The organism is Nocardiopsis sp. NPDC055824, assembly GCF_053616335.1.
Window position 1 is genome coordinate 1 of the sequence record NZ_JBSHDN010000030.1, and the last position, 17,850, is coordinate 17,850.

Annotated in this window: 19 protein-coding genes and 1 tRNA gene; 4 read left to right on the forward strand and 16 right to left on the reverse strand. The window is 72.7% G+C overall.

Annotation, left to right across the window (positions count from 1 at the left end; translation table 11 throughout):
* Nucleotides 1–81: 81 nt before the first annotated feature.
* Entirely contained in the window at nucleotides 82–1,530 is a 1,449-nt protein-coding gene (locus tag ACWGL3_RS09400; protein WP_267946253.1) for a sodium:solute symporter family protein, read from the reverse strand.
* A 177-nt stretch (nucleotides 1,531–1,707) separates the two neighbouring features.
* A complete protein-coding gene (locus ACWGL3_RS09405) occupies nucleotides 1,708–2,541 on the reverse strand; it encodes a MurR/RpiR family transcriptional regulator (RefSeq protein WP_267946254.1) in 834 nt (277 codons plus the stop codon).
* Nucleotides 2,542–2,685: 144 nt separating this feature from the next.
* Between ACWGL3_RS09405 and ACWGL3_RS09410 the strand changes: the two genes are divergently transcribed.
* On the forward strand, nucleotides 2,686–3,954 hold the full coding sequence (locus tag ACWGL3_RS09410) for an amidohydrolase family protein (RefSeq protein ID WP_452461140.1): 1,269 nt from the start codon (nucleotides 2,686–2,688) through the stop codon (nucleotides 3,952–3,954).
* A 320-nt stretch (nucleotides 3,955–4,274) separates the two neighbouring features.
* Here ACWGL3_RS09410 and ACWGL3_RS09415 read toward each other — a convergent pair whose 3' ends face one another.
* The 8 genes from ACWGL3_RS09415 to purU all read right to left on the reverse strand — a co-directional run bounded on the left by ACWGL3_RS09415 (nucleotide 4,275) and on the right by purU (nucleotide 8,342).
* On the reverse strand, nucleotides 4,275–4,865 hold the full coding sequence (locus tag ACWGL3_RS09415) for an Asp23/Gls24 family envelope stress response protein (protein WP_267946256.1): 591 nt from the start codon (nucleotides 4,863–4,865) through the stop codon (nucleotides 4,275–4,277).
* 2 nt (nucleotides 4,866–4,867) lie between these two features.
* Nucleotides 4,868–5,473, reverse strand: coding sequence for a DUF6286 domain-containing protein (locus ACWGL3_RS09420; RefSeq protein WP_267946257.1), 606 nt, complete (start codon nucleotides 5,471–5,473; stop codon nucleotides 4,868–4,870).
* 1 nt (nucleotide 5,474) lies between these two features.
* Nucleotides 5,475–5,843, reverse strand: a complete 369-nt coding sequence (locus tag ACWGL3_RS09425) for a hypothetical protein (protein WP_452461141.1) — start codon at nucleotides 5,841–5,843, stop codon at nucleotides 5,475–5,477.
* A gap of 63 nt (nucleotides 5,844–5,906) precedes the next feature.
* On the reverse strand, nucleotides 5,907–6,080 hold the full coding sequence (locus tag ACWGL3_RS09430; RefSeq protein WP_267946259.1) for a hypothetical protein: 174 nt from the start codon (nucleotides 6,078–6,080) through the stop codon (nucleotides 5,907–5,909).
* A gap of 38 nt (nucleotides 6,081–6,118) precedes the next feature.
* Complete coding sequence (locus tag ACWGL3_RS09435; RefSeq protein WP_267946260.1) at nucleotides 6,119–6,439, reverse strand: hypothetical protein; 321 nt, start codon at nucleotides 6,437–6,439, stop codon at nucleotides 6,119–6,121.
* The gene (locus ACWGL3_RS09440) at nucleotides 6,439–6,912 is read right to left on the reverse strand and encodes an Asp23/Gls24 family envelope stress response protein (RefSeq protein WP_267946261.1); all 474 of its coding nucleotides are present in this window, start codon (nucleotides 6,910–6,912) and stop codon (nucleotides 6,439–6,441) included. The genes ACWGL3_RS09435 and ACWGL3_RS09440 overlap by 1 nt, the downstream gene beginning before the upstream one ends.
* Before the next feature lie 48 nt (nucleotides 6,913–6,960).
* Entirely contained in the window at nucleotides 6,961–7,149 is a 189-nt protein-coding gene (locus ACWGL3_RS09445) for a CsbD family protein (RefSeq protein ID WP_267946262.1), read from the reverse strand.
* Nucleotides 7,150–7,454: 305 nt separating this feature from the next.
* A complete protein-coding gene (gene purU / locus ACWGL3_RS09450; protein ID WP_267946263.1) occupies nucleotides 7,455–8,342 on the reverse strand; it encodes a formyltetrahydrofolate deformylase in 888 nt (295 codons plus the stop codon).
* A gap of 171 nt (nucleotides 8,343–8,513) precedes the next feature.
* Here purU and ACWGL3_RS09455 point away from each other — a divergent pair, with 171 nt between their 5' ends.
* Nucleotides 8,514–9,752 (forward strand): alanine racemase, encoded by a 1,239-nt coding sequence (locus ACWGL3_RS09455; protein WP_267946264.1) that lies wholly within the window; start codon nucleotides 8,514–8,516, stop codon nucleotides 9,750–9,752.
* A 196-nt stretch (nucleotides 9,753–9,948) separates the two neighbouring features.
* Here the strand turns inward: ACWGL3_RS09455 and ACWGL3_RS09460 are convergent, their stop codons facing one another.
* Both ACWGL3_RS09460 and ACWGL3_RS09465 read right to left on the reverse strand, forming a co-directional pair.
* Nucleotides 9,949–10,344, reverse strand: a complete 396-nt coding sequence (locus ACWGL3_RS09460; RefSeq protein WP_267946265.1) for a DUF3618 domain-containing protein — start codon at nucleotides 10,342–10,344, stop codon at nucleotides 9,949–9,951.
* A complete protein-coding gene (locus tag ACWGL3_RS09465; protein WP_452461142.1) occupies nucleotides 10,304–11,485 on the reverse strand; it encodes a CDP-alcohol phosphatidyltransferase family protein in 1,182 nt (393 codons plus the stop codon). The genes ACWGL3_RS09460 and ACWGL3_RS09465 overlap by 41 nt, the downstream gene beginning before the upstream one ends.
* Nucleotides 11,486–11,812: 327 nt before the next feature.
* On the opposite strand from ACWGL3_RS09465, the gene bcp reads away from it, so the two are divergent.
* On the forward strand, nucleotides 11,813–12,295 hold the full coding sequence (bcp, locus tag ACWGL3_RS09470; protein WP_267946267.1) for a thioredoxin-dependent thiol peroxidase: 483 nt from the start codon (nucleotides 11,813–11,815) through the stop codon (nucleotides 12,293–12,295).
* A gap of 88 nt (nucleotides 12,296–12,383) precedes the next feature.
* Nucleotides 12,384–12,458, forward strand: a tRNA-Leu gene (locus tag ACWGL3_RS09475).
* Between the two features lie 234 nt (nucleotides 12,459–12,692).
* On the opposite strand, the gene ACWGL3_RS09480 is transcribed toward ACWGL3_RS09475, so the two are convergent.
* From ACWGL3_RS09480 to ACWGL3_RS09495, 4 genes are all read right to left on the reverse strand, one after another.
* Nucleotides 12,693–13,859: a serine/threonine-protein kinase gene (locus tag ACWGL3_RS09480; protein ID WP_344178195.1), complete on the reverse strand. Its 1,167-nt coding sequence runs from the start codon at nucleotides 13,857–13,859 to the stop codon at nucleotides 12,693–12,695.
* A 336-nt stretch (nucleotides 13,860–14,195) separates the two neighbouring features.
* A complete protein-coding gene (locus tag ACWGL3_RS09485; protein WP_267946269.1) occupies nucleotides 14,196–15,542 on the reverse strand; it encodes a M16 family metallopeptidase in 1,347 nt (448 codons plus the stop codon).
* A gap of 55 nt (nucleotides 15,543–15,597) precedes the next feature.
* Nucleotides 15,598–16,941 (reverse strand): M16 family metallopeptidase, encoded by a 1,344-nt coding sequence (locus ACWGL3_RS09490; RefSeq protein WP_267946270.1) that lies wholly within the window; start codon nucleotides 16,939–16,941, stop codon nucleotides 15,598–15,600.
* A gap of 170 nt (nucleotides 16,942–17,111) precedes the next feature.
* Entirely contained in the window at nucleotides 17,112–17,795 is a 684-nt protein-coding gene (locus ACWGL3_RS09495; protein WP_267946271.1) for a hypothetical protein, read from the reverse strand.
* Nucleotides 17,796–17,850 lie beyond the last annotated feature (55 nt).

Here is a 17,850-nt window from a genome sequence, read left to right on the forward strand (position 1 = left end):
CCGCCGCGTCGACCGGGAGCCCCGCCTGCGGCTGCGCGGGGACGCCGGCCGGGCCGCGCGTGAGCGCGGCCCGGGGGCGGGTCACTTCGAGGCGTCGGCCTCGGCGCCGGTGTCTGCGTCGGGCGCCGCGACGGCGGCGGCCACCCTCTCCGGGTCCGGCGCCTTCGTGAGGAGGCTGACGGCGACCAGGGCGACCAGGGCCGCGGGCAGTGCCGCGATGACCCCGTTCAGGCCGGCCGGGGTTCCGGCCAGCTGCCAGCCGATGGTCGTGGCCGCGCCCACGACGAGGGCGGCGACGGCTCCGGCGGTGGTCGCGCGCTTCCAGAACAGCACCGACAGGACCACCGGGGTGATCGCCGCGCCGTAGACGGTGTACGAGTACATCTGGAGCTCGAGCACGGTCGGGAAGTACAGGCTCAGGGCCAGGCCCGCGAGCGCGATGCCCAGGACCGACAGCCGCTGGACCACGAGCTTGCTGCGCTCGCTCACCCGGTCCCCCACGAAGCGCGCGTACAGGTCGTAGGCGACGTTGGAGGCTCCGGACAGCATGTACGACGAGCCCGTCGTGATGACGAAGGCGACCGCGCCGGCCAGGATCAGGCCGCCCAGGACGGCGGGCAGGTAGCCCTCGGAGGCCAGGCTCAGGACCGCCATGTCCCCGTTGATGCCGGGCATGAGGACGGCGGCGGCCGTGGCGAGCAGGACGACGGGGATGAAGACGAAGAAGCTGCCCACCAGCATGCCCATGGTGGACGACCTGGCCTCGCGCTCGTCCTTGGCGGCGGCGAGGCGCTGGTACATGTTCTGGTCGGCGAGGAGCAGCAGGAACAGCGGGAGGAAGTAGCCGAGGAGCTGGAGCGCGCTCAGTCCGCCGCTGAAGGTCCGCGCCTGCTCCGGCAGCCCGTCCCAGTAGGCGCCCGGACCGCCGACCGCGGCGAACACCAGGGGCAGCGCCATGCACAGGCCGAGGACGATGAGGATGGCGGACACGAAGTCGGTGTAGGCGACGGAGAACAGGCCGCCGCTGATCGTCAGCAGGGTCACGACGACGGCGATGAGCACGGTCCCCTGGGTGGCGGACAGCGGGGTGACCAGGCTGACGACGTACCCGCCGCCGACGAACTGCGAGGCGGTCAGGCCCAGGAAGGCGATGGTGGTGACCACCGCCGCGACGGTGCGGACCCCGATGCCGAAGCGCACCTCCAGCAGTTCGGGGATGGTGTGCCTGGACGCCCTCCGGATGCGGCGGGCCGCCAGGAGCAGGACGAGGATGCCCAGCGGGGTGCCCGCGAAGAAGACGAGCCCGGCCGTCGGCCCGTAGGTGTAGGCGAAGTTGGCGCCGCCGATGATGGTTCCGGACCCGACCCAGGTGACCAGCATGGTGGCGATCATGACCGGGCGGGGGAGGCTGCGTCCGGCGAAGAGGAAGTCGTCACCGCCGCGCAGCTTGCCGGAGCGCAGGAAGTAGAGGGCGATCCCCAGCATGGCCAGGATGTACACGGCGAGGATCACGAGATGGGTCGTCTGCATTGGCCACCTGCGAGGTTCGGTTCAGGGGATGGGCACGGGGGGAGACCACCGGCGGTGATCCGTCCGCCATGAAAGCAGTCGCGCCAGTGAAGTGCAACACTTATTGCAAAGAACGTGATCCTGATCACGTCACGTGCGTGTCACTCCGTCGCCGCAGGTCATCCACCCGGCCGTCGCTCAGAAGAGCTCCGTCTCCTCCCACAGGCGCTCCGTGTCGCGCACGGCCCGCAGCACCCCGTCCCCGCCGATCCGCGCCAGCTCGGCCAGCACCGCGTGGATCACCGACATCGCCGGGACCAGCGAGGGGAACATGCCCACCCCCTCGCTCGGGACGAGCAGCAGGTGCGCGGCGCCCTCCGCCAGCGGGGAGTCCCTGCGGTCGGTGATGACCGCGACCGGCACCGACCGCTGCCCGGCGACCCTCACCGCGGCGCGCAGCGCGGTGGGCAGCCGCCACAGGTCGCACGCCAGCAGCAGGTCCTCCGGTCCCATCCGCCCCAGGGCGTTGACCAGCGCCGTCCCCCCGACGTCGAACCGCTCCACGTCGTAGCCCATGATCCCGGCGGCGTGCGCCAGTTGCAGGCCGGGCGCCGCGAAGGTGCCCGAACCCACCACCCTGGTCCTGCGCGCGGCGTGGATGGAGGCGGCGAGCGCGCGCACCCTGCCGGGTTCGAGCGTGAGCTCCAGGGTCCGCAGCCCCTCGCGGTCGGCGCGGACCGCCGCCCGGACCGGGTCGGCGTCGGACCCGGCGTGCTCGGCCAGCACCTCCCCCGCGCTGAGGGAGGCCAGGTAGCGCGAGCGCAGTTCGACGCGGAGCGCCGGCCAGCCGCTGAACCCGAGGGCCTGCGCGGCGCGGACCACCGTGGCGACGTTGACCCCGGCGCGCTCGGCCAGTTCCGCGGTGCTCGCGTAGGACGCGAACCTCGGCTGGTCCCGCAGCACCCTGACCACGCGCTCGGCCGCGCGGCCCAGGCGCCCGTCGCCGAGCGCGGCCTCGATCCAGTCCGCCATCACCCCTCCGTCCCGGCGCGGCCGGAACACCCCGGGCCGCGCGTCCACCAAGCGATACCACCCCCTGGCCGTCCGCGCGCCTTTGATGCAACATATATTGCAGATGCGTGGCCCACACGCCGAGCCGTTCCATCGGAGGTACACATGACCCGCCAGTCCCAGCCGCCGCTCCTCTTCACCGGGGCGGGCCTCCTCGACCCGGAGGCGGGCACCAGGACGCCGGACTCCTGGCTGCTCGTGGAGGACGGGCTCATCGCGGGCAGCGGCCGCGGCCCCGCCCCCGAGAAGGACGGGGCCGTCGAGGTCGTCGACCTGGGCGGAGCCACCCTCATGCCGGGCCTCATCGACGGCCACATCCACGCGACCGCCTTCAGCGCCGACCTCGGCGCGGCCATGGACCACTCGCCCTCCTACATCGCCAGCTACGCCGCCACGTCCCTCAACGCCATGCTCAAGCGCGGCTTCACCACCGTCCGCGACGTCGCCGGGGGCGACTGGGGCCTGGCCCTCGCGGTGGAGGAGGGGCTGGTCGACGGCCCCCGGCTGATGTTCGGCGGCAAGGCCCTCTCCCAGACGGGCGGGCACGGCGACTTCCGGGGCCCCGGCCGCCAGGGCAACGACACCCACGCCTGCTGCCCCGGCGCCGGCGTGGTCTGCGACGGCCCCGACGAGTTCCGCCGGGCCGCGCGCGAACAGCTCCGCACCGGCGCGCACCACCTCAAGATCATGCTGTCGGGCGGGGTCGCCTCCCCGACCGACCGCATCGACTCCACGCAGTCCTCCGAGGACGAGATCCGCGCCGTGGTGGAGGAGGCCGAGGCCGCCAACCGCTACGTCACCGGCCACGCCTACACCGCCCGCGCCGTCAACCGGGGCCTGCGCCTGGGCGTGCGCTGCATCGAGCACGGCAACCTCATCGATCAGAGCAGCGTCGAGCTGTTCCTGGAGCACGACGCCTTCCTGGTGCCCACGCTCGTGACCTACGAGGAACTGTCCCTCCAGGGCGCCGCCTACGGCCTGCCCGCCGCGAGCCAGGAGAAGGTGGACACCGTCCTCACCCGCGGCATGGACGCGCTGCGCATGGCGCACGAGGCCGGGGTGAACCTGGTCTTCGGCAGCGACCTGCTCGGCGGTATGCAGGACCGCCAGAGCCGGGAGTTCGCCATCCGCGGCCGGGTCCAGCCCGCCGCCGACGTCCTGCGCTCGGCCACCGTCAACGCCGCCCGGCTCCTCGGCCTGGAGGGCGTCGTCGGCACCCTGCGCGACGGCGCCCGTGCCGACCTGCTGGTCGTGGACGGCGACCCCCTCGCCGACATCGGGGTGCTCGCGGATCCCGAGCGCAACGTGCGCACCGTCCTGCGCGACGGCCGCGTGCGGCACGAGCGCAGCGACGCGGACGCCGCCCTGGCGTAGGCCGTGTTCCGCGGGTCGTCCCGGGCCCGCGGCGATCGGCGCGAGCGCCGGGCCCACCGAAAGCACCCACGGACCACGCCCAGGTGTGCTGGCCGCTGAGGTCGGGAACCGCCCACCCCGCCCGACCCAAGCGAAGAGGGCCTCCGGTATCGGTGTGGATCGTCTGGATCTGCACCGACTCACCGGAGGACCCTCCGTGGTTCACACCATCCATGCCAACGCATCCCTGGCCCCGTGGGCGCCTCGCGCCGGCCCGCTGCGTGGTCGAGGACGGATGGTCGCCGCGCCGAGCCGGGGAGGGCCCGTGCGGGCCCTCCCCCTCAGGCGAGGCCCCGCCGGGGGTTCTTGGCCGGAGCGGTCATCGACATCCGCACGACGGCGGGCACCCTCTCCAGGTCGAGAGAGCTGCGCAGGTTCGCCAGGGCGTCCGAGCGCACCCGCTGCCACACCCCCCTGACGTCGGCGTCGTCGTCCAGGGTGAGCGCCAGCCGCAGGTGCGGCGCGTCGGAGGACTCCGTCAGCCTCGCACGTGCGCGGCGCACACCCGGGTAGTCCGCGACCTCCTGCTCCAGCGCTCCGCGGGCCACGCTCTCGGACATCTCCACCCGGCCGTCGTTGCCCTTGTCCAGGACCAGGCGCCCCACGGTGTCGTTGAGCCCCTGGATCATCAGCCAGCGCAACGCCAGGAACCCCGCGACGAACGCCACCGCGACCGCCGCGTACGGCACCCACGGCCGTCCGAGGAAGTCGGCCGCCGACGCGCTGAGCAGGGGGCTCTCCGCGAGGGACGCGCCGAACAGCCCGCGCCCCGCGGCGAGCGCCGCCAGCCCCGCGGCGAGCGGGACCGCGCCCACGACCGCGAGGCCCCAACGGTTCCCCCGGGCCGACCTGCGGGCCCTGTCTCGCACCACGGTCACACCTCCGCGTACCTGACATGGGTGGCGATCCGCATGCTGCGCAGCGGCGCCAGCTCCTCCAACCGCCGCTCCACGGCCGCGGTCACCTCCGCGGGCAGCCCCGCGGCCTCCCGCATACCGGTGCGCACGTGCACCCGGAGCCTGTTGCCCCGGACGGCGACGTTCACGGCGTCGACACCGCTGACCTCGTGCGCCGCCGCGGCCACCGCACGGCGCAGCGCGGGCCTGGTGAGCCCCACCACCAGTGCGGGGTCGTCGGTGCGCAGCGCGGTCCAGTGCCCGTGCCCGGGCGTGAGGGCTGCCACGATCAGCGCCAGGCCGATCAGCGCCAGGACGGCCGACGCGATCTGCACCGAGGGGGCGGACCAGGTGGTGGCCCCGGCATATCCGGTGGCCGCGCCCACCGGGATGAGCCGCAGCGGGCTCCCGGCGAGCGCGGAGATCACCTCGGCGGCGGCGACGACGGCCACGACGAGGATCACGAGCCCCGTGATCACCGCGGGCCACGACCTCCTCGGCCGGAAGGTATGGACCGCCACCCGCTTCGCCCGACGGTCGACGCCCTGGTCCGGGCGGCCGAGCACCTCTTCCACGGTGGTCATGTCAGCGCACCAGCTCCGCGATCTCGATGTCGATGTGGTGGACTTGCTTGCCGGTGGTCCGCTCGACCCGTTCCTTGACGTGTCCGCGGACACGGGCGGCGGCCTCCCGCGCCGAGCGCGGGTAGCGCACGGTGATCCGCAGCCGCAGGAGGACCACGTCACCGCTCACCTTCGCCCGTGCGGCCCTCGACCTGGCCGCGCGGGCCCCCTCGACCTCGCGGACGGCCCGGGCCGCGACCTTCTCGACCACTCCGGGCTCGATGACGGTGCGGCCCGCGGGGCCGTGTCCGCGCTCGTGCCGCCCGTGGTCCGGCCCGCCGGGCGGGTGCTCCCTCTGCCTGGGGACCGTATCGGTCCGCACTCCGGCCACGACCGCTCCTTCCCTCCGGGGCGCGTGTGTCGGCGGCGCCCTCGCCCGTCCGAGGGGCCCGCCTCAGGCCGATCGCCGCGAGAACATCTCACCGAGGTCGATCTCGCCCTCCATCGCCCGGCCCGCGACGAACCCGACGAGGCCCAGAACCAGGACCAGCGCGAAGGCCGCGAACCCGCCGAAGGCGGCGGCGAGCCCCAGTACCGTCCCGTAGGACAGGCCGACGATGGGCCACATGGCTTCCCCCTCTTGTCCAGCACCTGTTGCTTCCACGTTCAGAGCCCCGTCCGGCTGCCGTCGCCGAGACCGGCGACCACGTCCTCCACCGAGATGTGGACGGTGCGGCCGCCGGCCAGCGGGGCCAGGCCCCGGCGCAGCTCGGCTGCGATCTCCGGCAGCGGTCTCCCGAAGCGGACCACGACGCCCACCTCGACCCCGTCCGAGCGCACCGCGACGCCGTGCACGCGTCCGCCGGGCACGGGGGTGGCCAGCGTTCCGAACCCTCCGGACGACAGCTCCACCACGTCCGGGAAGCGGACGGCCTCCTCGGCCACGCGCCGGGCCACCTCGCCCGGGTCCCCACCGCCGGCCGCCACTACCGGACCCGGGGCCCGGAGTCGTCGGAGTCGTCGTCCTGGTCCTCGTCGGGCAGGTGGATGTCGTCCACCCTGATGTTGATCTCGGTGACCTCCAGGCCGGTCATGCGCTCCACCGCCGTGGCGACGTTGCGCCGCACGGAGGCCGCGAGGTCCTGGATGGCGGCCCCGTACTCGACGACCAGGTCGATGTCCACGGCGGCCTGGCGCTCGCCCACCTCGACCGAGACCCCGCGCGAGACGGAGCCGCGGTCGGCGCCGCCGCCGGTCACGGCGTCCCTCACGGCGCCGACGGCGCGCGCCGTCCCGCCGCCCATCGCGTGGACGCCGCCGATCTCACGCGCGGCCATCCCGGCGATCTTCGCGACCACCCCGTCCGCGATCTGGGTGCGTCCTCCCCCGTCGCCGGAGGCGTCCCCCCTGCCCGCCTCGCGGGCGCCCGGCACCTTCGCTTCGGTCCTGATGTCCGACACTGGTCCCCCCCTGCGCAGTGTGCAGAAACCCCGTGGTCACAGCGGTCGTCAGCGCTTGAAGACGTTCTTGGCCTTCTCGCTCGCGTCCTTGGCCTTGTCCTTGGCCCGGTCGGCCTTGTCCTTGGCATCGGCCTTGGCCTGGTCCGCCTTGCCCTCGGCCTCCTTGCCGCGGTCCCCCGCGGCCTTGCCGTAGGCCTCCTTGGCCTTGCCGGCGGCGTCGTCGAAGTGCTTGCCCATGTTTTCTGCCCCCTCCTCCGAGCGCATTGCTCTCGGAGATTTCGGACCGAAACCCGGTATCTGCGCCAAGGGATGGCCAGATGAGTTCCGAACTAAACACACCATATACACACTGTACGTAGCTACCAAGATACTTTGAGTAACGAATCGCTGGTCAGAAGAGGAGAGAGTCTTTCCCATCCCGCCTCCACGGGCACGACACACCCCTGCGTCGCGGGAAAACGAAAAGGGCGCCCCGGAAGGCGCCCCTGAGTCCGAAAAGCGGTCCCGCCCGGCGATCCGCCGGGGAGGCCGTGTCCCCGGCGTCAGCCGAAGACGACCGTCTTCCCCCCGTTGAGGAGGACCCGGCGCTGCGCGTGCCAGTTGACCGCGCGTGCCAGCGCCACCGACTCCAGGTCCCGGCCGATCGCGGTGAGCTGCTCCGGACTGTGCGTGTGGTCCACCCGGGACACCTCCTGCTCGATGATGGGCCCCTCGTCCAGGTCGGCGGTGACGTAGTGGGCCGTCGCACCGATCAGCTTGACCCCGCGCGTGTGGGCCTGGTGGTAGGGGCGCGCACCCTTGAAACTCGGCAGGAAGGAGTGGTGGATGTTGATGATCCGACCGGACATCTTGGTGCACAGCTGCTCGGAGAGCACCTGCATGTAGCGGGCCAGGACGACCAGGCCCACGTCGTAGGAGTCCACCAGCTCCAGGAGCCGCGTCTCCTGCTCCGGCTTGTTCCCCGCGGTGACCGGCAGGTGGTGGAAGTCCACGCCGTAGGAGTCCGCGAGGAACCCCAGGTCCGGGTGGTTGGACACCACGGCGGCGATGTCGGCGTCCAGGAGCCCGCTGCGCTGGCGGTAGAGGAGGTCGTTGAGGCAGTGGCCGAACTTGGACACCATGACGATCATGCGCGGGCGCACGTCGCGGGGGTTGAGCGTCCACTCGACGAACGCCTCGCCCGCATCGGACCCGAAGTCCCCCGCCAGCGCAGCGAACGCCCCGCGCAGCACGTCCTCGCCGACCGGCCCGTCGCCGCCCCGCTCCGCCACGAACTGCATCCGCAGGAAGAACCGGCCCGTGTAGTGGTCGCCGTACTGCTGACTCTCGGTGATGTTGCAACCGTGGTCGGACAGCAGGTTGGCCACTGCCGCGACGATGCCCCTGCTGTCGGGACACGAAAGGGTCAGGACGTACTCGCGCTCACTCATGGGAAAGAACCATTCCTGGGGTCGGACCGGCTAATCAGCCGTGACGCCCCAGGATATCGACCCGGGCCGCCCGGCGGAGCGGTTCCGGGGCGTCGTCCCGGCCACAGGGTTCACCGAACCGTTCACCATCGGGAATATGAAACACATTCATGTTCTGGCATCCTCGGACGCATGACAAGCCTGCGTGAGAAGTACGAGGCCGCGACGCGCGAACTCCAAGCCCCCTTCGCCATGGTCGACCTGGCCGCCTTCCGCGCCAACGCGGCCGACCTCACCCGCCGGGCCCACGGCAAGCCCGTCCGCATCGCCAGCAAGTCCGTGCGCAGCCGTGCCCTGCTCCGCACCGCCCTCTCCCTCCCCGGCTACGCGGGGATCATGGCCTTCACCCTCCCCGAGGCGCTCTGGCTGGCCGAGGGCGACTCCGAGGGCCCCTTGGACGACGACATCCTCGTGGCCTACCCCACCGTCGACCGGGAGTCCCTCACCCGGCTCGCGGGGGACCCCGACGCCGCCCGGACCGTCACCGTCATGGTCGACGACACCGCCCACCTGGACCTGATCAGCGCCGCCGTGGCCGACGCGGCCGCCTCCGGCGCGCGCGGAGCCGGGGCCCCGCCCGTCCGCGTCTGCCTGGACATCGACACCAGCTGGCAGCCCCTCGGCTCCCGCGCCCGCATCGGCTCCTTCCGCTCCCCCGTGCGCACCCCCGCACAGGCGGCGGCGCTCGCCCGCGCCGTCGTCGAGCGGCCCGGGCTGGAGCTGGCCGGGATCATGGCCTACGAGGGGCAGATCGCCGGGGTGGGCGACGCCCCTCCCGGGCGCCCCCTGTACGCGCGCGTCCTGCGCGCCGTCCAGCGAAGATCGGCGGTCGAGCTCGCCCGGCGCCGAGCCGCCGTCGTGCGGGCGGTGGGCGCCGTCGCCGACCTGCGCTTCGTCAACGGCGGCGGCACCGGCAGCCTCCACACCACCGGCCGGGAGAAGGCCGTCACCGAGCTCACGGCGGGGTCCGGCCTCTTCCACCCGCACCTGTTCGACCACTACCGGGCCTTCCGCGGCCGCCCCGCCGCCCTCTTCGCGCTCCCCGTCGTGCGCCGCCCCGCCCCGGGCGTGGTGACCGCCCTCGGGGGCGGCTACCCCGCCTCCGGGCCCGTCGACCCCCACCGGGCGCCCACCCCCCACCTCCCCGAAGGACTGTCCTACACGGCCAACGAGGGAGCGGGAGAGGTGCAGACCCCCCTCGTCGGCGCCGCGGCCGACGGCCTCGCCGTCGGCGACCGCGTGTGGATGCGCCACGCCAAGGCGGGCGAGCTCTGCGAGCGCTTCGACACCCTGCACCTGGTCGACTCCGACACCGGCGAGTACGTCGGCGCCGTCCCCACCTACCGGGGCGAGGGCCGGACCTTCCTCTGAGCCGGGCGGCGGCCCGGGCTCCGGGCCGCGCCACCGGCACCCGCGGAGCGGCCCGGAGCCGGCGGGGTCCGCCGTCCCCGCGCGCCCGCCACGGGGGCTGCCCCCGGTCCGCCGGGCCGGAGCCGCCTGAACACAGGACCGCCCGTACGACGAGGGGCCCGTGCGCCGAGCGCACGGGCCCCTCCCACCGGTTCCGCTACCCGCGGCGGCGGACCGCCCAGGCCACCACGCCCACGGCGATCACCGCGCCCACGCCGACCGCGAGGATCAGCGCCTCCGGGGGCAGCCGGCGGCGCGACTGGTAGGTGGTCACGACCTCGTCATCGCCCTTGATGACGATGCTGCCCTCCTCGGGGGCCACGAGGTGGCTCTCCACACGCACAGCGCCTCCGCCGACCACGAGGGCGCGTGCCTCGTCGACGATCCGTGCGCCGCGTTCGCGGGCCCTCCCGATCTGTCTACGGGCGATGTTGGCAGGCCGGGCCTGCTCACTCAGCTCGTCCAGGGTCTCCGCCAGCCGCCGCTGTTCGCGGGTGATCTCGGCCTGGATCTCAGCCGGGGTCTGGCGCGGTTCGGTGTCGCGTCCCGTCATGGGGCTCCGCCTCTCTCCACTGGCGCAGGGTCGTCTGAGAGCCCGAGTCCGAGTCCGAGCCGGAGTCCCGGCTCTCCTCCGCGCCGTCGGACGGACCGGAGAATCTCAGCGCGCCGTCGATTCCGTCGACCACGCGGAAGAAGTCCCGCGTGGACAACCACAGTTTATAGATGATGGCTATCTCGAAGGCGAGAAGCAAAACGCCCGCGGCGGCGGTGATCCAGCCGATCAGCGACGTGGTGCCGAGGACCGCGACGGCCAGGGGAGCCACCACGAACACCGCCAGCTGGAACTCGATACCGCCCACCAGGTGCGTCCTGATGCGCCTGGCGTTGAGCGCCGACCAGAAGCGCTGGTACCAGGGGAAGCGGGAGCGGAACTCCTGGTGGAGGTCCACCTTGGGCAGCGTCAGGTCCGGCTGCTTGCCCGCCGTGCGGTGGTTGCGCGCCTCCCGCTCGTTCTGGCTGTGCAGTATCTGCTCCAGCACGCCGATGCCGTGGCGGAGCACCGCCTGCTCTCCGCCGTCGCTCATCGTGCGTCCGCCGCCGGTGGCCGAGGCCGTGTCGTCGTCCTCGGGCTCCAGCATCGACAGGGTCGCACGGGCCCTCTCCAGCGCGGCCGCCAGGTGCGAGCGCATCTCCCTGCGCACCTTGTAGACCTGCAGGGCGTTGAGGTACCGGAGCATGTCCAGGAAGACGACGGCCAGGGCCAGCCACACGAACCACACCGGGTTGGAGTCGGGGGCGACCTCCTCGGACACGACGTACTGCCCGCCCATGAGGGCGACCGCGCACACCAGCACCCGGAACCGGTCGGACACGTAGTCCATCCACGACCCGAACAGGGACTCCGAACCGGTGAGCCGCGCCAGCTTGCCGTCCACGCAGTCCACGAGGAAGCACAGGATGTACAGGACCGCGCCCAGGGCCAGGAACTGCCGGTAGCCCAGGGCGAAGCAGACCGCCGCGCCGAGCCCCAGGAAGAGCGCGACCACCGTGAGCTGGTTGGGCGTGATCGAGGTCCGGTTGGCGACCAGGCGGACGAGCCGGACCGCGACCGGGTCCACGAGGGAGACCGTGAGCCAGGAGTCGCGCTCCTTGAGCGTGCGCTCCCTGACCTCGTCGAGTGTGAATCCAGGCATCGTCGCCAATACTCCCCAACACGAAGCGGATGTGTTCCGGCCCGGAGGCCGTGCCGACCACCACCGGAGGGGCGTGGCGCCCGGGTGCGCGAAGGGCGTCACCAGCGGGTCGACCGAAAGCACGAGTGCGGTCAACAATAGGTGATCGAACCGCTGGTCACCCCCAAAGCGGATGAACCGAACCGGAATCGCAACCGAAGCCGGTAAACCCAGCCTGACACAGGTGAAGAAGCGCCGCTCCCCGGGGCACCCCGCGCGCTCGCTACGGTAGGAGCAGTGAGCGGGCGGGGCCCCACCGCCCCGCCGACGAGCAGATGGGAACACCACGTGAGCGACCCGATCCGCCTGGCGCCCGGCGACCAGGCCCCCGACTTCACCCTCGACGACGCCGACGGCAAGCCCGTCACCCTCAGCGAGGTGCTGGCCTCCACCGGGCAGCGCGTCGTCCTGTACTTCTACCCGGCGGCGATGACCCCCGGGTGCACCACCCAGGCCTGCGACTTCCGCGACAACCTCCGCGAGTTCGGCTCGGCGGGCCTCACCGTCCTGGGCGTCTCCCCCGACACGACCGACAAGCTGGCCGCGTTCCGGGAGAAGGAGGGCCTGACGTTCACCCTCCTCGGCGACCCCGGCAAGGAGACCCTGCGCGCCTACGGCGCCTTCGGCGAGAAGAAGAACTACGGCCGCACGGTCCAGGGCGTCATCCGCTCCACCGTCGTCGTCGGCGCCGACGGCAAGGTGGAGAAGGCCTTCTACAACGTGAAGGCCACCGGGCACGTCGACCGCCTCAAGAAGGAACTCGGCGTCTGACCCTCCGGCCTCCGGCGGCCCGGCCTGGCCCGGCCCTGCGGGGCCTGGCGGCCGGGTCCGCCCGCGTCCCCGGTACAGTTGTCCCGACGGGGCCGTAGTCCAACCGGCAGGAGACGACAGCTTTAGGTGCTGTACAGTGCGGGTTCGAATCCCGCCGGCCCTACGAGGTGGTATGCGCCGGTCGGTGGGCTCCGCCCACCCTCCGCACGACCCGCGACACCCCGGGGGACACCCCCCACCCCGAACCGCAGGCGGTATGCGCCGGTCGGTGGGCCCCGCCCGCCTCCTGCGCACCGCGGTCCCGCACGGCGGGCCCCGGCGCCGAACCCCGCCACGGGCACAGGACCGGTGAGGACGGGGGCGTCGGGCCGCGACGGCCGCTCCCGCGGCCGGCCCGCTAGCGGCCGAGCAGGGCCCAGAGCACGACGGCCAGCAGGAGCACCACGCCGAGGGCGACGCCGGCGAACACCGGCAGCATGCTCTTCTCCGCGTGCCGGCCCGAACTCGTCAGCCCCAGCGTGTCCGTGGACTCGCGGATCGACGTCATGATCGAGTTCATCGCCTCGGGGCTGTTGCGCAGCCGCTCGTTGATGGACTCCGCCAGGACGTGGGCGCCCGCCTTGAAGTGCTCGCGGGCCGACTCCCGGTCCTGTTCGTCCCCGCCGCCCTCGCCGGGACGCGGCTCGGCCGGACGGGCCCCGGAGGCGGCCGTCTCCACGCTGGTCTCGGGCGCCCACGGGGCCAGGGCCGCGATCCGCAGCATCTTGGTGGCGTTCTCCGCGGTCAGCCGCTCGCCGGGCTCGACGCGGAGCAGGCCGGCGAGCACCGGCGCGAGCGGGCCCGCGTTCGCGGCCTCCGCGGGCTCGTCCAGCTGCTCCTGGCGCAGGATCTTGATGTAGCCCTTGCGGTCGTAGGGAGGGTGGCCCTCCACCGCCGCGTACAGGGTGGCGCCCAGGGACCACAGGTCCGACTCCGGCCCGACCGGTCCGGCCTTGGCCCTCTCCGGCGGGATGTAGGCGGGAGAGCCGATGATGCGGCCCGACGCGCTCAGCGCCGACTCGCCGTTCCAGGCGGCCAGCCCGAAGTCGGTCAGCACCACGCGCCCGGCCTGGCTGATCATCACGTTCTCGGGCTTGACGTCGCGGTGGACGATCCCCTCGGTGTGCGCGACCTTGAGGGCGTCGATCAGCTGGAGCCCGATCTCCGCCACCCGCTGGTAGGGCAGCGGGCCGCCCACCTGGATCAGCTCCTCCAGGGTGGATGCCTCGACCAGCTCCATGACGATCCACGGCCGGTCGTCCTCGTCCACGACGTCCAGGACGGTGACCAGGCTCGGGTGGGTGAGGCGCCCGGCGACCCGGGCCTCACGCGTGGTGCGCTGGAGGAGGGACTCGCGCTCGGAGCGGCTCAGGTCGGCCGGGAGCCTGAGCTCCTTGACGGCGACCTCGCGGTCGATGACCAGGTCGACGGCGCGCCACACCGTGCCGACACCGCCCCTGGCGATCTCCGACACCAGCTGGTAGCGCCCTTTGAGCAGGCGCCCCTCAGGACCGGAGTCGCCCATACCGGCTACCTCCGGACCTTCGGAAGAGCGCGACGCCCGGGGCCGCTGTGTGTGAGGGTTGTCTAGGGAGGACACGGTTATCCACGGGTCCATTCACCGGCCATGGTGGCCTCCTGCGGAGCATTGCGGTCGCTGTCACCATGTAGGTGCACGGATCACTCGTTATACCAGCAGGACGCCGAGTCCACGCTGGTAGTTGCCATAACACTGGCACATAGGTTCGCTTTCGTTATGTCCGACGAAAACCTGCGCATGCCATGACCTGCCTCTCCTTTACCCGTCCTTGCCCCGGCCATGGGGCGGGCGTGCGGGCGCGACACGCCCGCACGCCCCGGATCAGGACCAGAGGGACTCCGGGTCGCGGACCTCGACGGGACCGATCCCGGTGTCGGTGAGCGGCTGCCGGAGGCGGTCCGCGTCGCCGACCACCACGACGACGGCCTCCTCCGGGTGCAGGTACTCGGTGGCGGCCGAGTCCAGGCTCTCCTTGGTCAGCCTCTCGTAGCCGGCCCGGTTGCGGTCCACGTGGTCGTCCGGCAGGTCGTGGACGACCATGTCGACCAGGGCCCCCGCGAGGGAGCGCGCCGTCGAGTAGCTGACGGGCAGGCCCACCGTGTTGGACTCGCGCACCGCGGTGAGCTCCTCCTCCGTGACGCCCGACTCCCGGAGCTCGGCGACCTGCTCCAGCGACGAGGTGACGGAGTGGGCGGTGGTGTCCGCCTCCACCTGGGTGGACATGAAGAACACGCCGCTGTCGCGTCGCAGGTCGAACCGGGATCCGGCGCCGTAGGTGTAGCCGAGGCGTTCGCGCAGCTCCATGTTGAGCCTGGACGTGAACATGCCGCCCAGCACCTCGCTGATGCCCTCGGCCCTGGGCAGGTCGACCTGCGAGCGGGACGGGGCGCGGTGCGCGATGACCAGGGCCGACTGGACGGAGCCGGGGCGGTCGACGATCAGGATGCGGGGCAGCTCGCCGGGCGGCGGCGCCGGGACGGAGGACTCGCGCTCCGGGACGGAGGCGGCGTCGCCGAACACCGTCTTGCCCAGCTCCTCCAGGTCGATCCCGTCGAGGTCGCCGACGACCACCAGGGTCCCGGCGACGGAGGCGATGGACTCGGCGTGGAAGGACGCCACGGTCTCCGGGGTGATGTCGGCCAGCCGGACCGGGCCTCCCCCGAGCGGGGTGGCGTAGCGGCCGGTGAACAGCTGGCCGCCGAGGCTGCGCATGGCCAGGGTCCCGGCCGTGGCGGCCTCCAGCCAGAACCGCTCCAGCAGCTGCTCGCGGCGGCGGACGACGTCGTCCGGGTTCAGGGCGGGGCGCCGGACCGCGTCCGCGAACAGGCGGACGGCCTCGTTGACGCGGTTGGCGGGGGCGTCCAGGCCGGTGATGAATCCGTCCCAGTTGACGCGGGACATCCACTCGGCGCCGTGGCGCTCCAGTGCGGGGGCCAGGGAGCTGTTGCCGTCGGGGCCGTCCTCCAGCACCTCGCTCGTGAGCACGTTGACGCCCATGGCGTCCAGCGGCTCCACGGCGCCCCCGTGGGGGTGCACGAGGCGGAGGGAGACCAGTCGCTGGCCGGGCACGTCGATGGCGACGACGGTGCCGCCCCCGACGGTGACCCGTTGGGGCTTCGGGAAGGAGTAGGACGCTACGGCACCGAGTGGCGGGCGGGTCTGCGGCATGCTCTGCGGCTCTTTCTGCGGCTTGCGGTGACAGGGCCAGGGGTGGCGGCGCGCCCTAGGAGGCGCCGGCGGCGTTCGCCTCGGCGTCCGCCTGGAGGGTCTCGGCCTCCGAGGACTCCTCGGGGTCGAAGCGGACGACGAGCAGGTTGTCGTCGACCAGCAGGCGCTCGGCGGCGGCCCGCACCTCCTCCGCGGTGATGTCGTCCCAGCGCCGGGGCCAGGTGTAGGCGAGCTCCGGGTCGTCGAACAGCTGCGTGCAGCTGCTGATGCTGTCGGCCAGCCCGGCAGGACTGGAGATGGACTGGAGGTGGTCTCGCTCCATGACGGCGCGGGCGCGCTCCAGCTCCTCCTCGGTCACGCCGGAGGCCAGCTTCGCGATCTCCTCGCGCACGGCCTCCTCCAGCACGTCGCCGTCGACGCCCTCGCGGGCGAGCATGTTCACCAGCAGGAGGCTGTCGGTGTAGCGGAAGGGCAGGATGTCGGCCGCGGCGCCGCCGTCGTCGGCGGCGATGGGGCGGTCCACCACCAGTGAGCGGTAGAGGCGGCTGCCCTGCCCCTGGCCGAGCACGGCCGAGGCCAGGTGCACGGCGTCGAACTCCCGCTCGCCGTACGGGGGGACGCGGTACCCGATGAACACCCCGGCGGCGGGCACCGTCTCGGTGACGGCGTCGCGCACCGGACCGCCCAGGGGCGCTCCCAGGGAGGCGTCGGGCGCCTCGGGGACGAAGTCCCTGGCGGGGATCGACCCGAAGTACTTCTCGACGCGGGCCAGGACGTCCTCGGGGTCGAGGTCGCTGACCACGGTGAGCACGCAGTTGTCCGGCCCGTAGTGGGCCTTGTGGAACGACTTGACGTAGTCGAGGTCGGCGGCGTCCAGGTCGGCCATGGAGCCGATGGTCGGGTGGTGGTACGGGTGGCCCTCGGGGTACGCCAGGCGCAGGATGCGCTCCAGGGCGGTGCCGTAGGGCTGGTTGTCGTAGCGCTGGCGGCGCTCGTTCTTGACGACGTCGCGCTGGTTGTCCAGGACCTCCTGGGTCATGCCGTCGCGCAGCGTCTCCAGGCGGTCCGCCTCCAGCCACAGCACCCGGTCCAGGGCGTGCTCGGGGACCGTCTCGTAGTAGTTCGTGCGGTCGCTCGACGTGGAGGCGTTGATGTCGCCGCCGAGCCGCTCGATCTCCTCGAAGTGCTCGCCCTTGGACACGTTGCCGCTGCCCTGGAACATGAGGTGCTCGAAGAGGTGCGCGAAACCGGTGCGCCCGGGGACCTCGTGCCGGGAACCCACGCCGTACCACAGGTTGACCGCGGTGACCTGGCCGGTGGAGGCCGCCGCCGTCACCAGGCGCAATCCGTTGTCGAGCGTGTACTGACCAACCCGTCCCGCCGCTCCGATGGTGGTCACCAGTGCTGCACCCCGCTTCGCGCTGTCGCCTGAACTGCCGTCGTCCGCGCGGCCGTGCGCCGCCCCGGACGTCCTCTGCCGTGACGAGTACGACCCTATGGCCTAACGGGACCCGGGGGACACTGGAACGGCGCAACCGGTGGCCGAATCCGGGACGGACGCGCCAGGTGTCAGCTCCGGTACTCGGTCGTGTCCATGGAGGCGGCCATCTGGTCGTAGACGGCGGAGTGCTGGGAGTCGGCGGACCAGACGTACAGGAGGACGTCGCTCGTGGGCAGGAACCACATGCGCACCTCGAAGGTGTCGTCGTTGGCGCAGGTGACGTCCCAGACGGAGTGGTGCGACTTGAGGGTGTCGGCGTGTTCGGTGAAGTCGGAGACCCGCAGCTCGGCGTCCTTGATCCCGATGTCGCCGGAGGCCGCGGTGTTGAGGCTGCGGCAGCGGTCGGTGTTGTCCGCCCAGCCGTCCGCCTTGCTGTGGGCCCCGCCCCTGGAGGGCCACTCCTGGGGGTGGTTCTCCGCCGCGTGGGCGGTCAGCTGCACCGACCCGTAGGCGCAGGCGGCCTGGCCGGGAGGGCTCGCGCACAGCGTGCCGCCCTGGTTCTGGACGTCCCAGCCGTCGGGGACGTCGATGGTGATGCCCTCGACCGTCTGGGGGGTGAAGCCCTCCGGGCCGGGCGGTTCGACCGCCGGGACCATGCCGCTCTCGCCGCGCTCCAGCTCGATCGCGGTGCCGCCCTCCTCCGCGCCGCCCGAGCAGGCGCCCAGTAGCAGGAGTGCGGAGGCCGCTACGGCCGTTCCCGCCCCGGCGCGCACGCCTCGCGCCCGATGCCGTCGCCCGTGGATGCCCGCCATGCGTCGTCCCTCTCCCGCGTCCCGTGGTCAGAACCCAGTCGACCATAGCGCCCCC

Coding starts and splice junctions, on each gene's coding strand:
- ACWGL3_RS09400 (WP_267946253.1), bottom strand. CDS start 1,530: ATGCAGACGACCCATCTCGTGATCCTCGCCGTGTACATCCTGGCCATG.
- ACWGL3_RS09405 (WP_267946254.1), bottom strand. CDS start 2,541: ATGGCGGACTGGATCGAGGCCGCGCTCGGCGACGGGCGCCTGGGCCGC.
- ACWGL3_RS09410 (WP_452461140.1), top strand. CDS start 2,686: ATGACCCGCCAGTCCCAGCCGCCGCTCCTCTTCACCGGGGCGGGCCTC.
- ACWGL3_RS09420 (WP_267946257.1), bottom strand. CDS start 5,473: ATGACCACCGTGGAAGAGGTGCTCGGCCGCCCGGACCAGGGCGTCGAC.
- ACWGL3_RS09430 (WP_267946259.1), bottom strand. CDS start 6,080: ATGTGGCCCATCGTCGGCCTGTCCTACGGGACGGTACTGGGGCTCGCC.
- ACWGL3_RS09445 (WP_267946262.1), bottom strand. CDS start 7,149: ATGGGCAAGCACTTCGACGACGCCGCCGGCAAGGCCAAGGAGGCCTAC.
- purU (WP_267946263.1), bottom strand. CDS start 8,342: ATGAGTGAGCGCGAGTACGTCCTGACCCTTTCGTGTCCCGACAGCAGG.
- ACWGL3_RS09455 (WP_267946264.1), top strand. CDS start 8,514: ATGACAAGCCTGCGTGAGAAGTACGAGGCCGCGACGCGCGAACTCCAA.
- ACWGL3_RS09460 (WP_267946265.1), bottom strand. CDS start 10,344: ATGACGGGACGCGACACCGAACCGCGCCAGACCCCGGCTGAGATCCAG.
- ACWGL3_RS09465 (WP_452461142.1), bottom strand. CDS start 11,485: ATGCCTGGATTCACACTCGACGAGGTCAGGGAGCGCACGCTCAAGGAG.
- ACWGL3_RS09480 (WP_344178195.1), bottom strand. CDS start 13,859: ATGGGCGACTCCGGTCCTGAGGGGCGCCTGCTCAAAGGGCGCTACCAG.
- ACWGL3_RS09485 (WP_267946269.1), bottom strand. CDS start 15,542: ATGCCGCAGACCCGCCCGCCACTCGGTGCCGTAGCGTCCTACTCCTTC.
- ACWGL3_RS09495 (WP_267946271.1), bottom strand. CDS start 17,795: ATGGCGGGCATCCACGGGCGACGGCATCGGGCGCGAGGCGTGCGCGCC.